19 protein-coding genes are annotated in these 20,207 nt (G+C 65.0%); 11 read left to right on the forward strand and 8 right to left on the reverse strand.

What is annotated here, in order from left to right:
• Positions 1–90: 90 nt before the first annotated feature.
• Complete coding sequence (locus HZZ13_RS22550) at positions 91–786, reverse strand: DUF1013 domain-containing protein (protein ID WP_197961719.1); 696 nt, start codon at positions 784–786, stop codon at positions 91–93.
• A gap of 265 nt (positions 787–1,051) precedes the next feature.
• On the opposite strand from HZZ13_RS22550, the gene ispH reads away from it, so the two are divergent.
• From ispH to rnhA, 3 genes are read left to right on the forward strand one after another with little or no spacing between them, the layout of a single operon-like run.
• Positions 1,052–2,020, forward strand: coding sequence for a 4-hydroxy-3-methylbut-2-enyl diphosphate reductase (gene ispH, locus HZZ13_RS22555; protein ID WP_197961720.1), 969 nt, complete (start codon positions 1,052–1,054; stop codon positions 2,018–2,020).
• 6 nt (positions 2,021–2,026) lie between these two features.
• The gene (locus HZZ13_RS22560) at positions 2,027–3,010 is read left to right on the forward strand and encodes a homoserine kinase (RefSeq protein WP_197961721.1); all 984 of its coding nucleotides are present in this window, start codon (positions 2,027–2,029) and stop codon (positions 3,008–3,010) included.
• Complete coding sequence (rnhA, locus tag HZZ13_RS22565; protein ID WP_197961722.1) at positions 3,007–3,471, forward strand: ribonuclease HI; 465 nt, start codon at positions 3,007–3,009, stop codon at positions 3,469–3,471. Before HZZ13_RS22560 ends, rnhA begins: the two co-directional genes overlap by 4 nt.
• Positions 3,472–3,630: 159 nt before the next feature.
• On the opposite strand, the gene HZZ13_RS22570 is transcribed toward rnhA, so the two are convergent.
• From HZZ13_RS22570 to HZZ13_RS22595, 6 genes are all read right to left on the reverse strand, one after another.
• On the reverse strand, positions 3,631–4,116 hold the full coding sequence (locus tag HZZ13_RS22570; RefSeq protein WP_197961723.1) for a peroxiredoxin: 486 nt from the start codon (positions 4,114–4,116) through the stop codon (positions 3,631–3,633).
• Positions 4,117–4,224: 108 nt separating this feature from the next.
• Positions 4,225–4,779, reverse strand: coding sequence for a DUF924 family protein (locus HZZ13_RS22575; RefSeq protein ID WP_197961724.1), 555 nt, complete (start codon positions 4,777–4,779; stop codon positions 4,225–4,227).
• A gap of 14 nt (positions 4,780–4,793) precedes the next feature.
• Positions 4,794–6,479: a long-chain fatty acid--CoA ligase gene (locus HZZ13_RS22580; protein WP_197961725.1), complete on the reverse strand. Its 1,686-nt coding sequence runs from the start codon at positions 6,477–6,479 to the stop codon at positions 4,794–4,796.
• A gap of 188 nt (positions 6,480–6,667) precedes the next feature.
• Positions 6,668–8,161, reverse strand: coding sequence for a D-alanyl-D-alanine carboxypeptidase family protein (locus HZZ13_RS22585; protein ID WP_197961726.1), 1,494 nt, complete (start codon positions 8,159–8,161; stop codon positions 6,668–6,670).
• A 188-nt stretch (positions 8,162–8,349) separates the two neighbouring features.
• Positions 8,350–10,146, reverse strand: a complete 1,797-nt coding sequence (locus HZZ13_RS22590; protein ID WP_197961727.1) for a glucan ABC transporter ATP-binding protein/ permease — start codon at positions 10,144–10,146, stop codon at positions 8,350–8,352.
• Between the two features lie 82 nt (positions 10,147–10,228).
• A complete protein-coding gene (locus HZZ13_RS22595; protein ID WP_197961728.1) occupies positions 10,229–11,278 on the reverse strand; it encodes an ABC transporter substrate-binding protein in 1,050 nt (349 codons plus the stop codon).
• A 225-nt stretch (positions 11,279–11,503) separates the two neighbouring features.
• Here HZZ13_RS22595 and HZZ13_RS22600 point away from each other — a divergent pair, with 225 nt between their 5' ends.
• The 7 genes from HZZ13_RS22600 (at position 11,504) to HZZ13_RS22630 (ending at position 17,074) form a co-directional block, all read left to right on the forward strand.
• Positions 11,504–11,863, forward strand: coding sequence for a hypothetical protein (locus HZZ13_RS22600; protein WP_197961729.1), 360 nt, complete (start codon positions 11,504–11,506; stop codon positions 11,861–11,863).
• A gap of 117 nt (positions 11,864–11,980) precedes the next feature.
• Positions 11,981–12,385: a phosphoribosyl-ATP diphosphatase gene (hisE, locus tag HZZ13_RS22605; RefSeq protein ID WP_197961730.1), complete on the forward strand. Its 405-nt coding sequence runs from the start codon at positions 11,981–11,983 to the stop codon at positions 12,383–12,385.
• A 46-nt stretch (positions 12,386–12,431) separates the two neighbouring features.
• Positions 12,432–13,034: a YqaA family protein gene (locus HZZ13_RS22610; RefSeq protein WP_197961731.1), complete on the forward strand. Its 603-nt coding sequence runs from the start codon at positions 12,432–12,434 to the stop codon at positions 13,032–13,034.
• A 46-nt stretch (positions 13,035–13,080) separates the two neighbouring features.
• Positions 13,081–13,620 (forward strand): hypothetical protein, encoded by a 540-nt coding sequence (locus HZZ13_RS22615; protein ID WP_197961732.1) that lies wholly within the window; start codon positions 13,081–13,083, stop codon positions 13,618–13,620.
• Positions 13,621–13,650: 30 nt separating this feature from the next.
• Positions 13,651–15,051: an aspartate ammonia-lyase gene (locus tag HZZ13_RS22620; RefSeq protein ID WP_197961733.1), complete on the forward strand. Its 1,401-nt coding sequence runs from the start codon at positions 13,651–13,653 to the stop codon at positions 15,049–15,051.
• 258 nt (positions 15,052–15,309) lie between these two features.
• Positions 15,310–16,278 carry an NAD(P)H-dependent flavin oxidoreductase gene (locus tag HZZ13_RS22625; protein ID WP_197961734.1) on the forward strand — a complete coding sequence of 323 codons (969 nt, stop codon included), beginning with the start codon at positions 15,310–15,312 and terminating at the stop codon, positions 16,276–16,278.
• A 22-nt stretch (positions 16,279–16,300) separates the two neighbouring features.
• A complete protein-coding gene (locus tag HZZ13_RS22630) occupies positions 16,301–17,074 on the forward strand; it encodes a thioesterase family protein (RefSeq protein ID WP_197961735.1) in 774 nt (257 codons plus the stop codon).
• 362 nt (positions 17,075–17,436) lie between these two features.
• Here the strand turns inward: HZZ13_RS22630 and HZZ13_RS22635 are convergent, their stop codons facing one another.
• Entirely contained in the window at positions 17,437–18,996 is a 1,560-nt protein-coding gene (locus HZZ13_RS22635) for an AMP-binding protein (RefSeq protein WP_197961736.1), read from the reverse strand.
• 106 nt (positions 18,997–19,102) lie between these two features.
• On the opposite strand from HZZ13_RS22635, the gene HZZ13_RS22640 reads away from it, so the two are divergent.
• Entirely contained in the window at positions 19,103–20,068 is a 966-nt protein-coding gene (locus HZZ13_RS22640) for an NAD(P)H-dependent flavin oxidoreductase (RefSeq protein WP_197961737.1), read from the forward strand.
• Positions 20,069–20,207 lie beyond the last annotated feature (139 nt).

A 20,207-nucleotide genomic window follows, 5' to 3' on the forward strand; every position in this document is an offset into this window, starting at 1 on the left:
GTCTGTCTCGACGCCCGCGATCTCACACGCAAAAAACGCGGCAGGTTCCCCTGCCGCGTTTTTTCGTTCGGTCGATCGTCGAAGGGGGAACTACTCCTCCTCGTTTTCGTGCTTCTTGCCGCCGAGCGTCTTCAGCTTGGCGAACACGGCGTCGACGTTGAGGTCGTCGCTGGATTTCTCCGCGGGCTCGTACTCGTCCTTGCGGGTGGTCTCGGAGGCCGGCAGCAGGGTGGCGCCGCCATAGGCTGCGTCGATCGGCTTTTCCTTTGCCGCGCGCGCCACTTCGAAATCGAGCTCGATCTGCGAGCAGAGGCCGAGCGTGACCGGATCGATCGGGGTCAGCTGGGACGTGTTCCAGTGGGTGCGGTCGCGCACGCTGGCGATGGTGCTCTTGGTGGTGCCGACCAGACGCATGATCTGCGCGTCCTTGAGTTCCGGATGGCTGCGGAGCAGCCAGAGGATGGCGCTCGGGCGCTCATGGCGGCGCGAGACCGGGGTATAACGCGGGCCCTTGCGCTTGGGCTGGGGCGGCAGCACCACCTTGCTCTCCTGGAGGCGGAGCCGGTAGTCCGGGTTCTTCTCGCCCTTCTCGATCTCCTCGCGGGTCAGCTGGCCGTTGGAGAGGGGATCCATGCCCTTGATGCCCTGGGCGGCGTCGCCGTCGGCGATGGCGCGCACCTCAAGGGGATGCATCTTGGTGAAATCGGCGACCTGGTCGAAGGTCAGCGCGGTGTTGTCGAGCAGCCAAACGGCGGTCGCCTTGGGCATCAGAGGTGCGTTGCTCATGGCAAATCTCCTTTGTGCTTCGCCCACCCCTCTGGAGGCGAAACCGGTGGTCATCAGCGATGACAGGGAATTCGCGCTATATAAGCCCGGAGGGGGTAGCCATGCAATGGTTCTGCTATAGATAGTGCCTTGACACCGCCCGAAAGGGGGCCCAATTCCCTTTGAACCGGCGTAGGGTTCACGCCGACAGTTTTAAGCCCAATTCCCATCCATCGACCGCCCCCGCCAGAAGGCGAAACGGGTGATTCGGTCCCGAGATCGCTCAATGTCAGCCAAACCAGACCTCAAGATCGTGCTTTGTTCTCCTCGCGGCTTCTGTGCCGGGGTGGTCCGGGCGATCGACACCGTGGAACGGGCGCTCGATAAATACGGCGCGCCCGTCTATGTTCGCCATGAAATTGTGCACAACAAGTACGTCGTCGATGGGTTGAAGAAGAAGGGCGCCATCTTCGTCGAGGAGCTCGCCGAAATCCCGGAGAATACCACCGCCCCCGTGGTGTTCTCGGCCCACGGCGTGCCGAAGTCGGTTCCGGCCGACGCCCAGTCCCGCAACCTGTTCTCGCTGGATGCGACCTGCCCGCTGGTGACCAAGGTGCATCGCGAGGCCGCGATCCACTTCAAGCGCGGGCGCGAGATTTTCCTGATCGGCCATTCCCACCATCCCGAGGTGGTCGGCACGCTCGGCCAGCTGCCGCCCGGCGCCGTGACCCTGATCGAGACCGCCGAGGACGCCAAGACCATCACGCCGAAGGACCCCAACAACCTCGCCTTCGTGACCCAGACCACGCTGTCGATCGACGACACCGCGGAGATCGTGGCGCTGCTCAAGGAGCGCTTCCCGAACATCAACGGGCCGCACAAGGAAGACATCTGCTACGCCACCACCAACCGCCAGCTGGCGGTGAAGAAGGTGGCGCCGGTGGTGGACGCGCTCATCGTCGTCGGTGCCCCCAATTCGTCGAACTCGCAGCGCCTGCGCGAGGTTGCCGAGCGCGAGGGCTGCAAGATCGCGGTGCTGGCGCAGCGCGCCGCCGACATCGACTGGGGCAGGTTCGGCAACATCAAGAGCCTCGGCATCACCGCGGGCGCGTCCGCGCCAGAGGTGATCGTCGAGGAGATCATGGATGCGTTCGCCGAGCGCTACACGCTGCACGTGGAGACGGTCTCGGCCGCGGAAGAGAACGAGTTCTTCCCGTTGCCGCGTCAGGTGCGCCCCGAAGCCGCTGCAGAGTAAATCTGCATGGCGGTCTACACCGACGTTGCTGCCGACGAGCTTGCGGACTTTCTGAAGCAATACGATCTCGGCGAGCTGCTCTCCTACAAGGGCATCGCCGAGGGCGTCGAGAACTCCAACTTCCTGCTGCACACCAGCAAAGGCTCGTTCATCCTCACGCTCTATGAGAAGCGCGTGGCGAAGAACGACCTGCCGTTCTTCCTCGCGCTGATGACGCATCTCGCCGAGCACGGCATCAACTGCCCGTTGCCGGTAAAGGCGAGGGACGGCAAGGCGCTGCGCGAGCTGTCGGGCCGTCCGGCCGCGATCATCACCTTTCTCGAAGGGGTCTGGCCGCGCAAGCCGAATGCGACCCATTGCGCCGGCGTCGGCGAAGCGCTGGCGAAGATGCACCTGGCTGGCGCCGATTTCGCGGTCCGGCGCGCCAATGCGCTGTCGGTTTCGGGCTGGCGGCCGCTGTTCGATGCGGCTTCGGATCGTGCAGACGAGGTGCAGCCGGGGCTGCGCGCCTTCCTCGCCGCCGAGCTCGATTATCTCTCCAGCGGGGTCTGGCCGAGCGACCTGCCCGAAGGCGTGATCCACGCCGACCTTTTCAACGACAACGCCTTTTTCCTCGGCGACCAGCTCTCGGGGATCATCGACTTCACCTTCGCCTGCAACGACATGCTGGCCTATGACGTCGCGATCTGCCTCAACGCCTGGTGCTTCGAGCCGGATCATTCTTTCAACGTCACCAAGGCGCGTGCCTTCCTCAACGCCTATGGCCGCGTGCGCAAGCTCTCCCAAGCCGAAGAGGCCGCGCTGCCGCTGCTGGCGCGGGGCGCTGCAATCCGCTTCCTGCTGACGCGGCTGGTCGACTGGCTCAACGTGCCGCCGGGCGCGCTGGTCAAGCCGAAGGATCCGCTCGAATATGTCCGCAAGCTGCGCTTCCATCAGAGCGTGACGAGCGTGCGCGATTATGGGCTGATCCCATCGGGGCTGGTGGCGTGAGCGCACTTCCCAATGTCACGATCTATACCGACGGCGCCTGCTCCGGAAATCCCGGGCCGGGCGGCTGGGGCGCGATCCTGAAGTTCGGCGACAAGGAGAAAGAGCTGAACGGCGGCCAGCCGCACACCACCAACAACCAGATGGAATTGATGGCGGCGATCTCGGCGCTCGAAGCGCTGAAGAGGCCGTGCACGGTCGATCTCTACACCGACAGCCAATATGTCCGGCAGGGCATCACCGGCTGGATCTTCGGCTGGAAGCGCAACGGCTGGCGCACCGCCGACAAGAAGCCGGTGAAGAACGTGGAGCTATGGCAGCGCCTCGACGCCGCGCTGAAGCAGCACGAGGTCCGCTGGCATTGGGTCAGGGGCCACGCCGGGCACTCGGAGAACGAGCGCGCCGATCAGCTGGCGCGCGACGGCATCGCGATGGCAAGATTGCAGCAGAGGGTGAGGGAATAGGCGGGGCAAAAGCGCCACGCTTTCCGCTGTCATCGCCCGCGAAGGCGGGCGATCCAGTACGCCGCGGCCCCTCGATTCAATAATTGCTGTCTCTGGAATACTGGATGCCCCGCCTTCGCGGGGCATGACAGCGTCATGTGGCTGAAAGCGGCGGTCGCCTTACAGCTGCCCGAGCAGCGTATCTCCGCCCGACACCTCGACCTTGCCGGGCATCGCCTCGAGGTTCAGCTTCTTCACCACGCCGTCCTCGACCAGCATCGAATAGCGCTTGGAGCGGATGCCGAGGCCGTTGGCGGAGGCGTCCAGCTCCATGCCGATTGCCTTGGTGAAGTCGGCATTGCCGTCGGCGAGGAAGACGGCCTCGTCGCGCTGGTCGGTGTCGCGCTTCCAGGCGTTCATGACGAAGGCGTCGTTGACGGAGACGATGGCGATGGTGTCGACGCCCTTGTCCTTCATGGCATAGGCGTTGAGGAAGATGCTCGGCAGATGCATCTTGTGGCAGGTGCCGGTATAGGCGCCGGGCACCGCGAACAGCGCCACCTTCTTGCCCTTGAAGATGTCGTCGGTGGTCTTCACCTGCGGGCCTTCCGCCGTCATCACGCGGAATTTCGCCTCGGGCAGCTTGTCGCCAATCTGGATCGCCATCGTCAGTCTCCCTGGAAATCGGTCCTGCTTTTTAGACCGTGCGGCAGGCCTGCACAATATTGCCGGCCCCGGAAGCCGAGCGGCCGGCGGCGTTTCACCGTTATGTCATCAGCCGGCGAAGCCGCCATTGTCGAGGAAGGCCTGCTCTTCCTCGGTGGTGTCGCGGCCGAGCACGCGGTTGCGGTGGGGAAACCGGCCGAACCGCTGAATGATCTCGGCATGCTCCCTCGCGTATTTCAGGCTTTCGGCATTGTCGGTGTTCTGAAACAGCGCGACGCATCGCAGCTGATCCGTCAGGTGCTCCGAATGCATGAAGGGCAAATAAAGGAATTCGAGCAGGGCCGGATCGACCCTGCCATCGACGCCTCGGTCGATGGCGCGGCGGGCAACGTCACGCGCCAGGCCGTCGCTGGCAAAGGCCTGGGGTGTGCCGCGGAACATGTTGCGGGGAAACTGGTCAAGCACGATGACGAGCGCGAGCGTGCCCGTGTCGCTGTCTTCCCATGACGCCAGCTCGCCGGCGGCCGCCTTCTGCCAGAGGGGGAGAAAGCGGCGCCTGATCTCCGCATCGAATGCGTCGTCGGGCTCGTACCAGCGCTCGCGGCCGGCCTCGCGCCAGAAGTTGAGAATGCCGGCCGGACAGGTATCGCCGATATCGGTCATGAAACCGAGATGGCCTACGCCGCCTCCGCCTTCTTCTCGTCGCGGAGCTGCCGGCGCAGGATCTTGCCGACATTGGTCTTCGGCAGATCGTTGCGGAATTCGACGTGCTTGGGCACCTTGTAGCCGGTGAGCTGCTCGTGACAGAACTTGATCACGGCGTCCGCAGTGAGGTTCGGGTCCTTCTTGACCACGAAGGCCTTCACCGCTTCGCCCGACTTGGAATCGGGGATGCCGATCACCGCGCATTCGAGCACGCCCGGATGGCTCGCGATGACTTCCTCGACTTCGTTCGGATAGACGTTGAAGCCGGAGACCAGGATCATGTCCTTCTTGCGATCGACGATCTTGGTGTAGCCCTTCTCGTCCATGATGCCGATGTCGCCGGTGCGGAAGAAACCGTCCGCGGTCATCACCTTGGCGGTCTCCTCCGGCCTGTTCCAGTAGCCGGACATCACCTGCGGGCCCTTGGCGCAGATCTCGCCCGCCTGGCCGAGCGGGACCTCGTTGCCGTCGTCGTCCCGGATCGAGATGTAGGTCGACGGCACGGGGATGCCGATCGTTCCCGTGAACTCGGTTGCCGTCGCCGGATTGCAGGTCAGCGTCGGCGAGGTCTCCGACAGGCCGTAGCCCTCGGCGATGAAGCAGCCGGTGATCGCCTTCCATTGATCGGCCACGGGGCGCTGCACCGCCATGCCGCCGCCGTTGGAGATCTTCAGCTTGGAGAAGTCGAGCTTCTTGAAGTCGGGATGGTGCATCAAGCCGTTGTAGAGCGTGTTCACGGCCGGGAAGCTGTTGACCTGATACTTCGCCAGCTCCTTGACGAAACCTGCGATATCGCGCGGGTTCGGGATCAGCAGGTTGCAGCCGCCGGCGCGCACCGCCAGCAGATAACAGGCCGTCAGCGCGAAGATGTGATAGAGCGGCAGCGCGCAGACGATCATGAGCTGCTCGACATGCGGCGGCGCATTGAGCGCCGGCTGCAGCCAGGCATCGTTCTGCAGGACGTTCGCGACGATGTTGCGATGAAGCAGCGTGGCGCCCTTGGAGACGCCGGTGGTGCCGCCGGTATATTGCAGGAAAGCGACGTCACCCGGCGACAGTTTTGGCTTGTTGAAGGTCATGCCGCGGCCGGCGGATAGCGCGTCGTTGAAGGAGACCGAGCCCGGCAGCGACCAGGCCGGTACCATCTTCTTGACCCGGCGGACGACAAGGTTGACGATTACGCCCTTGAAGCCGAGCAGGTCGCCCATGCTGGCGACGATGACGTGCTTCACCTGCGTTCTCGCGATCACCTGCTCGACGGTGTGGGCGAAGTTCTCCAGCACGATGATGGCTTCGGCGCCGGAATCCTTGAGCTGGTGCTCAAGCTCGCGCGGGGTATAGAGGGGGTTAACGTTGACCACCGCGAAACCGGCGCGCAGCACGGCGGCGGTTGCGACCGGATATTGCAGCACGTTCGGCATCATGATGGCCACACGGGCGCCGCGCTGCAGCCCGCGGCCCTGCAAGTAAGCGGCGAGCGCAACCGACATCTGGTCGAGGTCGCGATAGCTGATCGACTTGTCCATGCAGATGAACGCCTTGCGGTCGGCGAACTTGGTAAAGCTCTCTTCCAGCAGGTCGACCAGCGATGCGTATTGCGTCGGCTCGATATCGGCGGGCACGCCGGGCGGATATTGCTTGAGCCAGATGCGCTCCATGGAAGACTCCCCTCATTGACCAGGGCCCGTTGTTCTCGGGCTTGCCTCGTTGCCGCCAGTATCCAGCTTGCCGGAACGGGTGGCAAGCCATGGTGGCTTAGGGCAAAGGTCGGGGCGTCGCTACTGGAATCGTCGCAAAACGCGCTGCTGCAGGCGCGAAGCGCCGCCTGGCTCAATTCCGGGAGGCGTTAACTGTTGTTCGCCGGCTTGGTGGCCGCTGCCGGTTTGGTCGCAGCCTTGGGCTTGACGGGCTTCGCCGCCTGATCGCCGCTTGCAGGCTTCTCGGCAGGTTTGGCCGCATCCGGCTTGGCCGCAGCATGCTTGGCGCCGGCCGGCTTGGCAGCGGCCGGTTTGGCGGCGGTCTTGCCGTCGCCCTTGCTGTCAGCCTGCTTGGCATCGGGCTTCGCCGCCGCGGTCTTCGTACCGGTGCCCTCCTTGTTTCCATCCTTAGGCTTGTCGGCGGCATCCGGCTTCTTGGCGACGCGCGACTTCTTGCCACGCGGCTTGGACGCGGCCTGCTGGTCGGCATCGGCCGCGACCGCGGCGATCAGAGCCGTGCCGGTGCGGGTCGGGCCGGTGTAGACCAGCACGGGTTCGGTCGGGGCCGGGGCCGAGGCCATCAGCTCCGAAGCCTTCATCAGCGGCGGCTGCAGGCCAGCCGTGAAGAAGGTGACCTGGGCCGCGCCGCCGGTGGCGGAGGCCGATCCGGTCGCGCCGCCATTGGCCGCAACGAGCGCATCGTCGTCGTCGCTGGCCGGCCGCTTGCGGTTGGGTCCGCACATCTCGTCGCGCAGGTTCGGCGGCGTGGCGTCGACCGGCACGAGATTGTCGACGGTGCCGAGCGAGGGGCGCAGCCAGGTGAGATTGTCCTGGGCGAAGCCGCGCTCCAGCAGCTGCGCCGCCTTCACCGCGCGCGCGGTGCCGGAATTGGCACCGAGCACCACCGCGATCAGCCGGCGGCCGTTGCGCGTGGCCGAGGCAACGAGATTGTAGCCGGAGGCGCAGATGAAGCCGGTCTTGAACCCGTCGGCGCCGGGATAGCGGCCGATCAGCTTGTTGAAATTACCGGTGATGCGCTTGCCGAAGCGGATTGCCGGGATGTGCACGAAGTACTCGTATTCTGGCAGGTCGCGCAGGAACGAGCGCGCCAAGATGCCGAGGTCGCGTGCCGAGGTGATCTGGCCTTCGGCGGGCAGGCCGTTCGGATTGACGTAGCTCGTCTGCGTCATGCCGAGCTTCCTCGCGGTGTCGTTCATCACCGCGGAGAAGCCGTCGACCGAGCCGCCCACGCCCTCGGCGAGCACCACGGCCATGTCGTTCGCCGACTTGACCATCATCATCTTCAGCGCGTTGTCGACAGTGACCTGCGTTCCCGGGCGGAACCCCATCTTCGAGGGCGATTGCGAGGCCGCGGTCGGCGACACGGTGAGCAGCGTGTCGAGCGTCAGCCTGCCGTCCTTGACCGCCTTCAGCGTCACATAGGCGGTCATGATCTTGGTGACGGAGGCCGGGTACCAGGGAATGGTCGCGTTTTCGGCCTGCAACACCTTGCCGCTGTCGGCCTCGATCAGCAGGAGCGCTTCGGCACTCGCCGCGCGCGGCGCGAGCAACGCGGCACAGGCGAGCATCGCAGCGAACAGGTTGAACAGGCATTTGCGAAGCAGCGGGCGAAGGGCGTGCACTATCCGATTCCGGTCCTTGGAGATCCGCCTGATAGGGTCGGGTCTCGTGATCTGATGTCGGTTCTGAAATCCAGCGCCGCCGCTTGCGGCGTCGCAAACCTATACCGGCTGGTGCGTCGAGAATAGGGGGCTGGCCGCGGTATTCCGCAACGAAGTAGGCCGAATTTCGACGATCCTCTCGGGACTTGTTAGGGGGATTTGGCAGCTGTCGCTGCAGCCTCGGCGGCCGTCACGCTGGCCCGTGCGTTCTCCTGCACCATGAACTGGGCCTTGGCCATCCCGGCAAAATGGCCGCCTTTGGCCACGAGTTCATCGAAAGTTCCGGTTTCGATCACCCGTCCATTCTCGAACACCAGGATCCGCGTCGCGTTGCGGATGGTGGAGAGGCGATGGGCGATCACGAAGGTGGTGCGGCCCCTCATCACTTCGTCGAGAGCAGCATTCAGCTTGACCTCGGTGACGGCGTCCAGCGCAGAGGTCGCCTCGTCCAGGATCAGGATCGGCGGGTCCTTCAGCAGGGCGCGGGCGATCGACAGCCGCTGCCGCTCGCCGCCGGAGAGCATGCGGCCGCGCTCGCCGGCATTGGTCGCGAAGCCGCCGCTGCGTTCGATGAAGTCGAGCGCCTGGGCGCGCTCGGCAGCCTTGCGCATCTCGGCTTCGGTCGCATCCGGCTTGCCGACGCGTAAGTTCTCCTCGATCGAGCGGTTGAACAGCAGCGCTTCCTGGAACACCACGCCGATGTTGCGACGGAGCGAGGTCAGCGTGACGCCGCGCACGTCCATGCCGTCGATCTTGATGACGCCGGATTGTGGATCGAAGGCGCGATGCAAGAGCGCGATCGCGGTCGACTTGCCGGCCCCGGTCGGGCCGACCAGCGCAATGGTCTGGCCGGGCAGCGCGGTGAAGGTGAGGTCCTCGATCGCCGGTCGCTTGCCGTCATAAGAGAACGTGACGTCGTTGAACTCGACGAGGCCCGACAGCCTGCCGGCATCGATTGCGTCGGGCCGGTCGTGCACCGCGGGCACGGCGTCGAGCACATTGAAGAACTCGCGCAGACGCGGCGCCTCCATGAACACGTCGTTGATGAAGCTCACGACTTGTTCGAGCCTCTGGATCAGCATCGTCGCGAAGCTCACGAACATCACGATTTCGCCGACCGATGTCAGCCCCTTGTCGTGCAGCGCGATACCTACGGTGAAGATCGTGAGCACCGTGATGGTGGTGGAGGCGCGCGTGATCACCGTGACCAGCGCCCACCACGATAACACCGGCATCTGCGCTGCCAGCAGCTCGTCGGCGACGGAGCGCAGTCCCTTCACCTCGGATTCGACGCGGACGAAGCTCTGCACCAGCGCGACATTGCCGAGCGCATCGGAGGCGCGGGCGGAAAGCTCGCTGTAGTGCTCCTCGACTTCCATCTGCATGCCGAAGGTCCTGCGCACCACGAAGGTGGTCAGGCCAGTGAAGACGATGCAGAGCACGAACAAGAGGATCGCCAGCCGCCAGTTCAGGTAGAGCGACAGCGGCAGCAGCACCAGGACCGAAAGGATCGCGGCAAAATGCTCGCGGAAGAAACCGAGCCACAGCCGCCACAGCGCGTCCGTGCCGTTGAGCATGACCTTCATCAGCCGCCCAGAATGGGTGCCGGAGTGGAAGGTCAACGGCAGTTGCAGGATGTGCTCGAAATAGTCCGTCAGCACCGCCTGGCGCTGGCGATGCGAGAGCCGGTCGGCCTGCAAGGCCACCAGCGCGCTGCAGAGGATGGTGAACAGTCCGAATGCAACCCAGGCGGCGAGGAAAGGCCAGGCCGAGCTCGAGCCGGCCACGGTCTTGCCCGAGAGCACGTCGACGATCCGGCCGAACAGCACGGGCTCGGCGAACTGCGATCCCGCCAGCAGGAGGTTGGCGACCGCGAGCAGCCAGCCCAGCCGCGCCTCCTTGCCGAGCAGCTCGAGAACGCGGGTGTAGAGACGGAGGATGGACATGCGGGCGGTGGACTCGGTAACGACGGAGCCCACATTCTAAGCAGGGACCGCCGCGAGATACAGCGCAAGCTTTCAGTTTTGCTCAATTGATCAGCCGCTCTGCCAGCGGCGGCAGGAACTGGTCGTCGAAAACCTCGCGAGCCGTCGGCCGTCTGCGGAATTTGAAGTCCCGCGCGATCTGATCGATCGAACGTTCCAGGCGCGCCGGCTCGACGCCGCCGAGGCCGTTGCGCTTGACCTCGGCGGTCAGGATGTTGTCGGTAAGGACGGTGTGCAGGCGCTCCAGCTCCAGGTTGCGGTCGCCGTCGTCGATGCGGCTCGCGGCCTCCTCCGCCGCACGCGCCGGCTCCCTGATCGTCGCGGTGATGCCTGCGATCAAGGCGCGGACGAAGCCCTTCACGGCATCCGGCTTCAACGCGGCGAAGGCGGTGTTGGCCACCACGGCAAAGCCATAGGCTTCGCAGCCGTAGTCCGCATAGCGCAGCACGACGAGATCGGCTTCGGGCACGCCGCGGTCGCGCAGGTTCACCGCCGAGAGATAACTGAAGCCGGCGACCGCATCGACCTGTCCCGCGGACAGGATCGGCTCGCGCACCGCGGCACTGATCTTGTGGAATTTGACCTGCGATGCCTTGATGCCGTTCTGCTGCGCCAGCGCCGGCCACAGCCGCATCGACAGATCGCCGTCGGCAACGCCGACGGTCTTGCCGTCGAGGTCGGGCAGGAGACGGATACCGCGGCTCCTGCGCGCGACGATCGCGTAAGGCGCGCGGTCGAACAGCACGAACACGGCCTTGACCGGCGCCGCCTCGTCCTTGTCGCGAAAACGCATCAGCTCGTTGATGTCGACCAGCGCAAGCTCGCTGTCGCCTTTGGCGACGCGCGCGAGCGCCTCCGGCGATCCGCTCGCGCTGTTGAAGGACACATTGAGATGCTCGGCGCCGAACCTGCCGTCCTTTGCCGCAAGGAAGAACGGCGCCATGCTCGCATCGATGGGACGGTCGAAGGTGAAGTGGATGGCAGTCGAGGGAGTGCCGCTCTCGGCCGCAATGGCCTCGCGCGCGGTCAATGCGACGAACGCGATAGCAAGGGCCAGCAGGCCGTGAAGAGCGATCGTCTTGAGTCCGGACATCGGTTGTGCCGGTCCCGCATTGTTATGGTTTCGTGACGCTTGCAGCGCCGGCCCGCGATGAGCGTGCACGCGCCAACATGAACGGCGGATGAGCGGGCTTGCGGCATCGTTACGCAACCCCGTTCAGCTTGTGTTGGGGTTGGGGAACCTACTTTGGTGGCGAGTGTTTGACAGACATCAGCCTGTCGTCAGGCACAATCCGAGGTCCCAAGGAGGGTCCAGATCATGTTTGACAGCTTTTCGAAGTTCGTCGGCCGCAAGGCCGTTCTTGCCACCGCCGCCGTGGTGGCCCTGACTGCCGCTGCACCCAGCGCCTCCTACGCGGGCGGTCGCCATTGGCATGGCGGTGGCGGCGCCGCCGCTGCTGCCGCGATATTCGGCCTGGCCGCGACCGGCCTCGCGATCGCAGCCAGCCGCGATGCCTACGCCTATGATCCGGGTCCGGTTTACTATTACGAGGGCGGCCCGGCCTATTACAGCGGCCCCGGCTATGGCCCCTATTATTACGACTCGGGCCGCCGCTACACCTATGGCGGCTACAAAAACCCCTGCGCCCACGGCTATTCCGGCTACAGCTGCTATTGACCGATCGGCGATACTCATCGGCGAACAGGCCGCCGCGCTTGCCGCGGCGGCTTGTTTTTTGCTTATCTTGTCGCGTGTTAACACGCCGGCCATTTGTTTAGAGTAGTTTCGCGTATCATGAGTGATTCGCTAGAGCGGCTATATCTGGCTGTGCTCGCGGCCAGGGACCTCGATCCGGCAACATCGCGCACGGCCCGGCTGTTTCAGCGTGGGCCCTCAAAAATGGCAAAGAAGCTGGCCGAGGAGGCCATCGAAGTCGTCATCGATGCGGTCAATGGCGATAGCGAGGCCGTGATCCGGGAAAGCGCCGACCTGCTCTACAATCTCACCGTGCTGTGGGCTTCGGCCGGAGTACGCCCCGAGGACGTCTGGCGGGAAATGACGCGGCGGGAGGACATGCTCGGAATTGCCGAGAAACTGCCGAAGTCGCCGGCGAAATTGCCCAAAGTCGCGTCACCGCGTATCGCCTCGCGGCGGCCTATTGTCGCGCTTGACGGCCGCGGCGCGCGCAAGCGCCACTAGAAACGTCACAAATCGCTCAAAAACTGGCGATGGACAAATCCGTCCCATGGTGCTTCATCGCGGCGCCATGCTGAAACGTATCTACGACTGGTGCATCGACGCCGCCCACAAGCCCTACGCGCTCTGGATCATGGGCATCGTGTCTTTCGCCGAAAGCTCCTTCTTTCCGGTCCCGCCGGATGTGATGCTGATCCCGATGTCCCTGGCACGCCCGCAGCGCGCCTGGGTCTATGCAACGATCTGTACCATCACCTCGGTGATCGGCGGCATCGTCGGCTATGCCATCGGCGCGCTGCTGTTCGACTCGGTCGGCCAATGGCTGATCCAGGTCTACGGCCTCGGCGACAAGGTCGAGGCCTTCCGCGCCTCCTATGCGGAATGGGGTGCCGTCATCATCCTGCTCAAGGGACTGACGCCGATCCCCTACAAGCTCGTCACCATCACCTCGGGCTTCGCCGGCTACAACATCATCCTGTTCATCCTGTGCTCGATCGTCGCGCGCGGCGGGCGCTTCTTCGTCGTCGCGATCCTGCTCAACCGCTATGGCGATTGGATCCGGGTCCGGATCGAGAAGCATCTCGGCCTCTGGGTCGCGATCGGGGCCGCGGTGCTGGTGCTCGGCTTCATCATCGCGGTCAAGCTGATCTAGGGCCGGCGGCTTTGCCGCCGCGCCGGCTTCGGCTACGGTTGCGGTCATGATGGTTCGATCCGGCAATCCGGCCGCACGGCTTGGCACGCTGATGTCGGCAGCGCTGTTGCTCCTGCTCGCGGCCGGCGGGACGGCCTGGCCGCAATCCGCCCCGCCGGCGCTCGGGCTTCAGCAGCAGGGGGCGCAAGCCACCCCGCCGCCATCGACGCCCGCCCCATCGGCGCCGCCGGCGCGCGAGGAGAATTCCGGGCTGATCAACGAGATGGGCAAGCTATTCGACAAGCTGCCTTCGATCCTGCCGCCGATCAAAAGCCCCAGTGAAACCATGGACGAGCTGTCGCGGCTGGCCAAGCCTTCGACCATGGTGTCGGGGCGCGTGATCTGCCCGGTCTCTGCGAACGGCGCACCCGACTGCAAGCAGGCGGCCGACCAGCTCTGCCAGGGCAGGGGCTACAAGGAAGGCAAGAGCCTGAACGCCGACTCCGCGGAAAAATGCTCGGCCAAGGTCCTGATCCCGGGCCGGCAAAGGAAACCGGACGACTGCCGCACCGACACTTTCGTGACCAGCGCGCTGTGCCAGAACTGAAGGCCGGCGCGCGAGCAACAAGGAGTGCCCATGAGCCGTACGGAGCAGGACTTCCTCGGACAGCGTGAGATTGCCGACGACATCTATTACGGCGTCCAGACCATCCGGGGTAAGGAGAACTTCCACATCACCGGCATTCCGATGAACCAGGAGCCTTACTTCGTGAAGGCGCTCGGTTACGTCAAGAAGGCCGCCGCGATGGCCAATCGCGACCTCGGCGCGATCGACGCCAAGGTCGCGGACGCCATCATCCTCGGCTGCGACCGCGTCATCGCCGGCGACATGATGGATCAGTTCGTCACCGACTTCATCCAGGGCGGCGCCGGCACGTCGACCAACATGAACGCCAACGAGGTGATCGCGAACCTCGCGCTGGAATCGCTCGGCTTAGCCAAGGGCGAGTACCAGCACGTCAGTCCGAACGATCACGTCAATTACGGCCAGTCCACCAACGACACCTACCCGACTGCCTTTCGGCTGGCCCTGATCCTGCGGCTCGAGAGCTACATGACCGCGTTGCGCCAGCTCCAGGAAGCCTTCTTCGCCAAGGGTCGCGAGTTCGACCGGGTGCTGAAGATGGGCCGCACGCATCTTCAGGACGCGGTGCCGATGTCGCTCGGCGCGGAATTCCGGGGCTGGGGCACCACGATCGGCGAGGAAGTCGATCGCATCTCGGAAGCGCGCGCGCTGCTGCGCGAGATCAATCTCGGCGCCACCGCGATCGGCACCTCCGTCACGGCGGCGGTCGGTTATCCCAAGCTCGCCGTCCGGCACCTCAGCGCGCTCACCGGCGTTGATTTCATCCTCGCCGGCGATCTCGTCGAGGCGACCTCCGACACCGGCGCCTATGTGCAGCTCTCCGGCGTTCTCAAGCGCACGGCCAGCAAGCTGACGAAAATCTGCAACGACATCCGCCTGCTCGCCTCCGGTCCGCGCGCGGGCTTGAACGAGATCAACCTGCCGCAGCTTCAGCCGGGCTCCTCGATCATGCCCGGCAAGGTCAATCCGGTCATTCCCGAAGTCGTCAACCAGACCAGCTTCCTCGTCATCGGCCTCGATACCACGGTGACGCTGGCGGCTAGCGCCGGCCAGCTCCAGCTCAACGTGATGGAGCCGGTGATCTCGTTCGCGTTGTTCTTCTCGATCCGCACCATGGAGCGCGCGGTCAACAGCCTGCGCGAGAACTGCGTCGTCGGCATCACCGCCAACGAGGAGCACACCCGCAACATGGTGCTGAACTCGCTCGGCATCGTCACGGTGCTGAAGCCGCTGCTCGGCTACAAGCAATGCGCCGAGATCGCGCGCGAAGGCTACAAGAGCGGCAAGTCGCTGCACCAGATCGTCGTGGTCGAACGCAAGCTGCTGACGCAGGAGAAGTGGGACGAGATGTTCTCGTTCGAGCGGCTGATCAATCCGGATTTGATCGGGTAGGCGCCGGTCTCTCTCGTCATTCCGGGGCGACGCGCAGCGTCGAACCCGGAATCCATCGGGCCTCAGCGCAAATAGTGAAATGGATTCCGGGCTCGCGCTTCGCGCGCCCCGGAATGACGGCAGAAGGAATTCCGCTGCTTGGAATTGCGGTGGCGACCTTCGCTGCGGCGCCCAAACGCAATACTTGACAGTGGAAAGATTGCCTTGTTGGTATGGCTCCCAGCTTCAATTTGACCGCCAGAAGAGGATCGTTCCGCAATGTCCATGCCTGACTTGTTCAAGGGACGCCTGTCGATCCCCGTGATCGGCTCGCCGCTCTTCATCATCTCGGTGCCCGATCTGGTGATCGCGCAGTGCAAGGCGGGTGTGGTCGGCTCGTTTCCGGCGCTGAATGCGCGGCCGCCGGAGCTGCTCGAAGAATGGCTGGCGCGGATCACCGAAGAGCTCGCGGCCTATGACCGCGCCAATCCCGACCGGCCCTCGGCGCCGTTCGCGGTGAACCAGATCGTGCACAAGTCGAACAACCGGCTCGATCACGACATGCAGCTCTGCGCCAAGTACAAGGTGCCGATGATCATTTCCTCGCTCGGCGCTCGCGAGGAGCTGAACCAGGCCGTCCACGGCTGGGGCGGCATCGTCTTCCACGACGTGATCAACCAGAAATTCGCGCACAAGGCGATCGAGAAGGGCGCCGACGGCCTGATCCTGGTCGCGGCCGGCGCCGGCGGGCATGCCGGCACCATCTCGCCGCTGGCCTTCGTGGCCGAGACACGAAAATGGTTCGACGGTCCGATCGCGCTGTCGGGTGCGATCGGCAACGGCAAGGCGATCCGCGCCGCGCGCATCTTGGGGGCCGACTTCGCCTATATCGGCTCGGCCTTCATCGCGACCAAGGAGGCCAACGCGGTCGAGAAGTACAAGGAGATGATCGCGGGCTCGAGCGCCGACGACGTCGTCTATTCCAATCTCTTCACCGGCGTGCACGGCAATTATCTGAAGCCCTCGATCCTGGCCGCAGGCATGGACCCCGATAATCTGCCGACGTCCGATCCCTCCAAGATGAATTTCGGCACCGACGCCTCCGGCGAGCGCGCCAAGCCGAAGGCCTGGAAGGAGATCTGGGGAAGCGGCCAGGGCATCGGCAGCATCGACAAGATCGTGCCGGCGGCCGAGCTGATCGCGCGCTTCAAGAAGGAATACGACGAAGCGATCGATCCGCCTTTGTGATCGCACTTGAATCGAGTGCAGCATGACCGCCATCTACCGCGTCGACGGCAACAACGTCGTCACCAGCCCCGATGCAGCCGGCCCCTGGGATCGGCGCATGCAGCATGGCTCGGCACCGGCGTCGCTGGTGACGTGGGCGGCTGAGCGCATCGCGACGCCGGTGCCGATGGACGTCGCGCGCGTGACCATCGATCTGATGCGCCCGGTGCCGGTGGCGCCGCTCACGATCACGACCGAAATTTTGCGCGAGGGCCGCAAGATCCAGCTCTGCGGGATCAAGCTGCTCGCCGACGGTGTGCAGGTGGTCGGCGCCACTGTGCTCAAGATCAGGCGCCAGGCGCTGACGCTGCCGGACGAGGTCGAGGAGTTGCCGGTCACGTTGCCTTTGCCGGAGGATTCATTGTTCGAGGACGGTCACGCAGCCACCAGCCCGTTCGTGCGATCGGTCTCGATGCGCGCCGCGCGCGGCCGTTTCGGCCGGGCCGGCGCCGGCGCGATCTGGTTTCGCGTCGACCATCCGCTGATCGAAGGCGAGGCCGTCTCGCAGGCGATGCGCGCCGTGGTCGCCGCCGACTTCTCCAACGGCACCGCCTCCACGCTCGACTTTCGCGCCTGGACCTATATCAACGCCGACCTCACCGTGAGCTTTGCGCGCCAGCCGGTGGGCGAGTGGATCCTGCTCGACGGCGATTCCTGGATCGGCCCCGACGGCGCGGGCCTTGCAATGTCGCGCCTTGCCGACCGCCAGGGCTATTTCGGCCGCGCGGTGCAGAGCCTCGTGATCGAAAAGCGGTGAGAGGCGCGAAGTCCGTGACACCGATCGTGCGAGAGCCACCTCGCGCATCGCGGGATTGAACGGCAGGCTTCCGCCGCCGCGGAAGGGATGCAAGGTCGTGTTCGACCAGGGCATCCTGCCAGTTCACACACCGTAGAAGATCTTGATCCCCCACAGCACCACGATGATGGCCGTGATCAACGTGATCGCGGCGACCGCACTTTCCAGGGAAGCGACTCTCATTTCACTCTCCGCTTCCCCAGCCCCGTCAGCGGTCTAGTTGATTCCCCGATTCGCCGGCAATTGCGCGAGCATCGCCGCCGTCGACTCCGTTGCGGGCTGTGGTGCCGAAGCAACAACGACACCGTAGAATTCCGGAGTATTTACCCCACCATCCGGTCCCGCCCGCTCCAGAAGCCCGCGCGCAGCACCTTGTCGACCTTGCCGACGCCGGTCATCGGCAATTGCTTGACGAACTGGATCTGCTTGGGCGCATGCGCCGAGCCCTTTCGCACCTTCACCAGGTTGATCAGCTCGTCCGGATCGGGCTTCGCCCCTTCGCGCGGGACGACGATGGCGGTGACGGCCTCGCCCCATTTCTCGTCGGGAATGCCGACGACCGCGACCATCGCCACGTCCGCGTGCTGCGACAGCACGTCCTCGACCTCGCGCGGGAAGATGTTGAAGCCGCCGGTGACGATCATGTCCTTCTTGCGGTCGAGGATGAACATGTAGCCGCGCTCGTCCTGGCGCGCGATGTCGCCGGTGTGGACCCAGCCGTTCTTCAGCGTCTCGGCGGTGATGTCGGGCCGCTTCCAGTACTCCGCCATCACATGCGGCGCGCGCACGCAGATCTCGCCGGCCTCGCCCGTCTTCACCTCCTGGTCGTTGTCGTCGAGGATCTTGACCTCGCAGGCCGCGATCGGGAAGCCGCAGGACAGGAACAGTTCTGGCCGCTTGGGATCGTGATCGGCCTTGCGCAGCACCGAGACGGGATAGCATTCGGTCTGTCCGTAGAGCTGCGAGAACACAGGGCCGATGCGTTCGATGCCCTCCAGCAGCCGGCTCGGCGACATCGCGGAGGCGCCATAGAGCACGAGCTCGAGCGAGGAAAGGTCGGTCTTGCCGAGCGCGGGCTGATCGAGCAGCACATAGATCATGGTCGGAACGAACAGCGTGAAATTGATGCGCTCGCGTTCGATCGTGGCAAGCACGGCTTCGGGATCGAAGCCTTTCAGCATGTGCACGGTGCCGCCGCGCATCAGGGTCGGCAGCACCTTCGTGCCCGCGACATGGCTGATCGGCGCGACCGTGAGGTAGCGCGCAGCCTCGGGGATCTCGAAATCGGCGAGGATCGCGCCGGCGGCTCCGCTGTTCTCGCGATGGTAGCGCAGCGCGCCCTTGGATTTTCCGGTGGTGCCGCCGGTGTAGTTCAGCGTCGAGAGATCGTCGAGGCTGGCGAGGTTTCGCGCGCTGGCATGTCCCGCGCTCTCGATCCCCGCCAGCAGATCGACACCGTAGTCGGCCGATCCCATGGTGAAGACCGCCTTTAGTCGGGGCGCTCGCGCGGCGAGCTCGCCGCCGCGGTCGCGGAAGGCGGCCGCATCCACCACCAGCAACTCGGCTTCGGAATCCTCGAGCTGAAACAGCTGGTCCTCCAGCGATCCCAGAGGATGCAGCCAGGTGATGCAGAGGCGGGCCAATTGGGCGGCAACGCCCGCGCACCAGCTGTCCGCGCGGTTCGCGGTGAGGAAGCCGACGCGGGCGCCGGGCTGCAAGCCGAGCCGCATGAACGCGCCTTGGATGCGGCCGATCAGGTCGATGGCGCCGCGATAGCTCAGCGATCCCCCGGGCCAGGCGAAAGCAATGCGGTCGGGATAGCGCGACAGCGCCCGTAGCGTCTGCGCACAAGCCAGGGATGATGCGTGGAGCGGATCAGACATATGTTTCCTCGTCTTTGTCACCGGCTTGTGGCGTGCCAATGTTGCTGACGACGCTAGCACAGAGACTGCGGGAGGAAACCACAAAGCCCCCGCGAGGGAGGCATGCATGCCATCGGATCGACTGCAACGCTTCCGCGATCGACTCGCTCTGCCGCTGATCGCGGCGCCGATGTTTCTGGTATCGGGCGTCGAGCTCATGGTCGCAGCCTGCCGCAACGGGGTGATCGGCAGCTTCCCCACCGCGAATTGCCGTGGCGCGGAACAGCTCGAAGCGTGGCTCACCGAAATCAAGCTGCGGCTGCGGCAGCATGAAGATCAAACCGGGCGAAAGGCAGCGCCACTTTGCCCGAACCTGATCGTCCACCGCTCCAATGCGCGGCTGGAGCAGGATCTGGCCGTGCTGCTGCGGCACGAGCCGGAGATCGTCATCACGTCGGTCGGCTCGCCGGCGCCAGTTTTGAAGCCGCTGCACGATGCCGGCGTGCTGGTGCTGGCGGACGTGGCCTCGATCCGCCATGCCGAACGCGCCGCGGAAGCGGGGGCGGACGGGCTGGTGCTGCTCACCGCCGGTGCCGGCGGCCAGACCGGCTGGCTCAACCCGTTCGCCTTCGTCCGCGCGGTGCGCGCGTTCTACGACGGCATCATCGTGCTCGCAGGCGGTATCAGCGACGGTCGCGCACTGCGTGCCGCCGACGTGCTCGGCTGCGATCTCGCCTATATGGGCACGAAGTTCATCGCGACGCGCGAGAGTATGGCGGACGAGCGTCACAAGCAGATGCTGGTCGAGAGCAGCGCCGACGATATTTTGCTCACGACCGCGTTCACGGGCTTGCAGACCAGCATGCTGAGGCCATCGATCGTGGCCGCCGGGCTCGATCCCGACGATCTGCCGGCGCGCGGCGCAATCGATATCACCGAGGATATCGACGTCGCCGCGCGCGAAAGCCGTCCCAAACGCTGGCGCGACATCTGGAGCGGCGGACATTCGACCTCGGGTGTCACCGGTGTGCTCGCGGTCGAGGATCTCGTTGCGCAGACCATCGCGGAATATCGCGAGGCGGGTGGGCGGTAGGCTGCTTTGCCTCTCCCCGTAAGAACGGGGCGAGGGAGAGGAGGCGCCGGTGCATCAGGCACGGTTGATCCCGCATGCCTCCGGCCCACCCATTTAACCGCGGATTAACCATCGCCAGCCAAGAATCCCCTTCACGGCC

Origin of the sequence: Bradyrhizobium agreste (assembly GCF_016031625.1) — a bacterium.
In the GTDB taxonomy this organism is placed as follows: domain Bacteria; phylum Pseudomonadota; class Alphaproteobacteria; order Rhizobiales; family Xanthobacteraceae; genus Bradyrhizobium; species Bradyrhizobium agreste.

Coding starts and splice junctions, on each gene's coding strand:
- HZZ13_RS22620 (WP_197961733.1), top strand. CDS start 13,651: ATGAGCCGTACGGAGCAGGACTTCCTCGGACAGCGTGAGATTGCCGAC.
- HZZ13_RS22625 (WP_197961734.1), top strand. CDS start 15,310: ATGTCCATGCCTGACTTGTTCAAGGGACGCCTGTCGATCCCCGTGATC.
- HZZ13_RS22580 (WP_197961725.1), bottom strand. CDS start 6,479: ATGGAGCGCATCTGGCTCAAGCAATATCCGCCCGGCGTGCCCGCCGAT.
- HZZ13_RS22630 (WP_197961735.1), top strand. CDS start 16,301: ATGACCGCCATCTACCGCGTCGACGGCAACAACGTCGTCACCAGCCCC.
- HZZ13_RS22640 (WP_197961737.1), top strand. CDS start 19,103: ATGCCATCGGATCGACTGCAACGCTTCCGCGATCGACTCGCTCTGCCG.
- HZZ13_RS22615 (WP_197961732.1), top strand. CDS start 13,081: ATGATGGTTCGATCCGGCAATCCGGCCGCACGGCTTGGCACGCTGATG.
- HZZ13_RS22550 (WP_197961719.1), bottom strand. CDS start 786: ATGAGCAACGCACCTCTGATGCCCAAGGCGACCGCCGTTTGGCTGCTC.
- HZZ13_RS22600 (WP_197961729.1), top strand. CDS start 11,504: ATGTTTGACAGCTTTTCGAAGTTCGTCGGCCGCAAGGCCGTTCTTGCC.
- HZZ13_RS22560 (WP_197961721.1), top strand. CDS start 2,027: ATGGCGGTCTACACCGACGTTGCTGCCGACGAGCTTGCGGACTTTCTG.
- HZZ13_RS22635 (WP_197961736.1), bottom strand. CDS start 18,996: ATGTCTGATCCGCTCCACGCATCATCCCTGGCTTGTGCGCAGACGCTA.
- HZZ13_RS22570 (WP_197961723.1), bottom strand. CDS start 4,116: ATGGCGATCCAGATTGGCGACAAGCTGCCCGAGGCGAAATTCCGCGTG.
- HZZ13_RS22595 (WP_197961728.1), bottom strand. CDS start 11,278: ATGTCCGGACTCAAGACGATCGCTCTTCACGGCCTGCTGGCCCTTGCT.
- hisE (WP_197961730.1), top strand. CDS start 11,981: ATGAGTGATTCGCTAGAGCGGCTATATCTGGCTGTGCTCGCGGCCAGG.
- HZZ13_RS22575 (WP_197961724.1), bottom strand. CDS start 4,779: ATGACCGATATCGGCGATACCTGTCCGGCCGGCATTCTCAACTTCTGG.
- ispH (WP_197961720.1), top strand. CDS start 1,052: ATGTCAGCCAAACCAGACCTCAAGATCGTGCTTTGTTCTCCTCGCGGC.
- HZZ13_RS22610 (WP_197961731.1), top strand. CDS start 12,432: ATGGTGCTTCATCGCGGCGCCATGCTGAAACGTATCTACGACTGGTGC.
- HZZ13_RS22590 (WP_197961727.1), bottom strand. CDS start 10,146: ATGTCCATCCTCCGTCTCTACACCCGCGTTCTCGAGCTGCTCGGCAAG.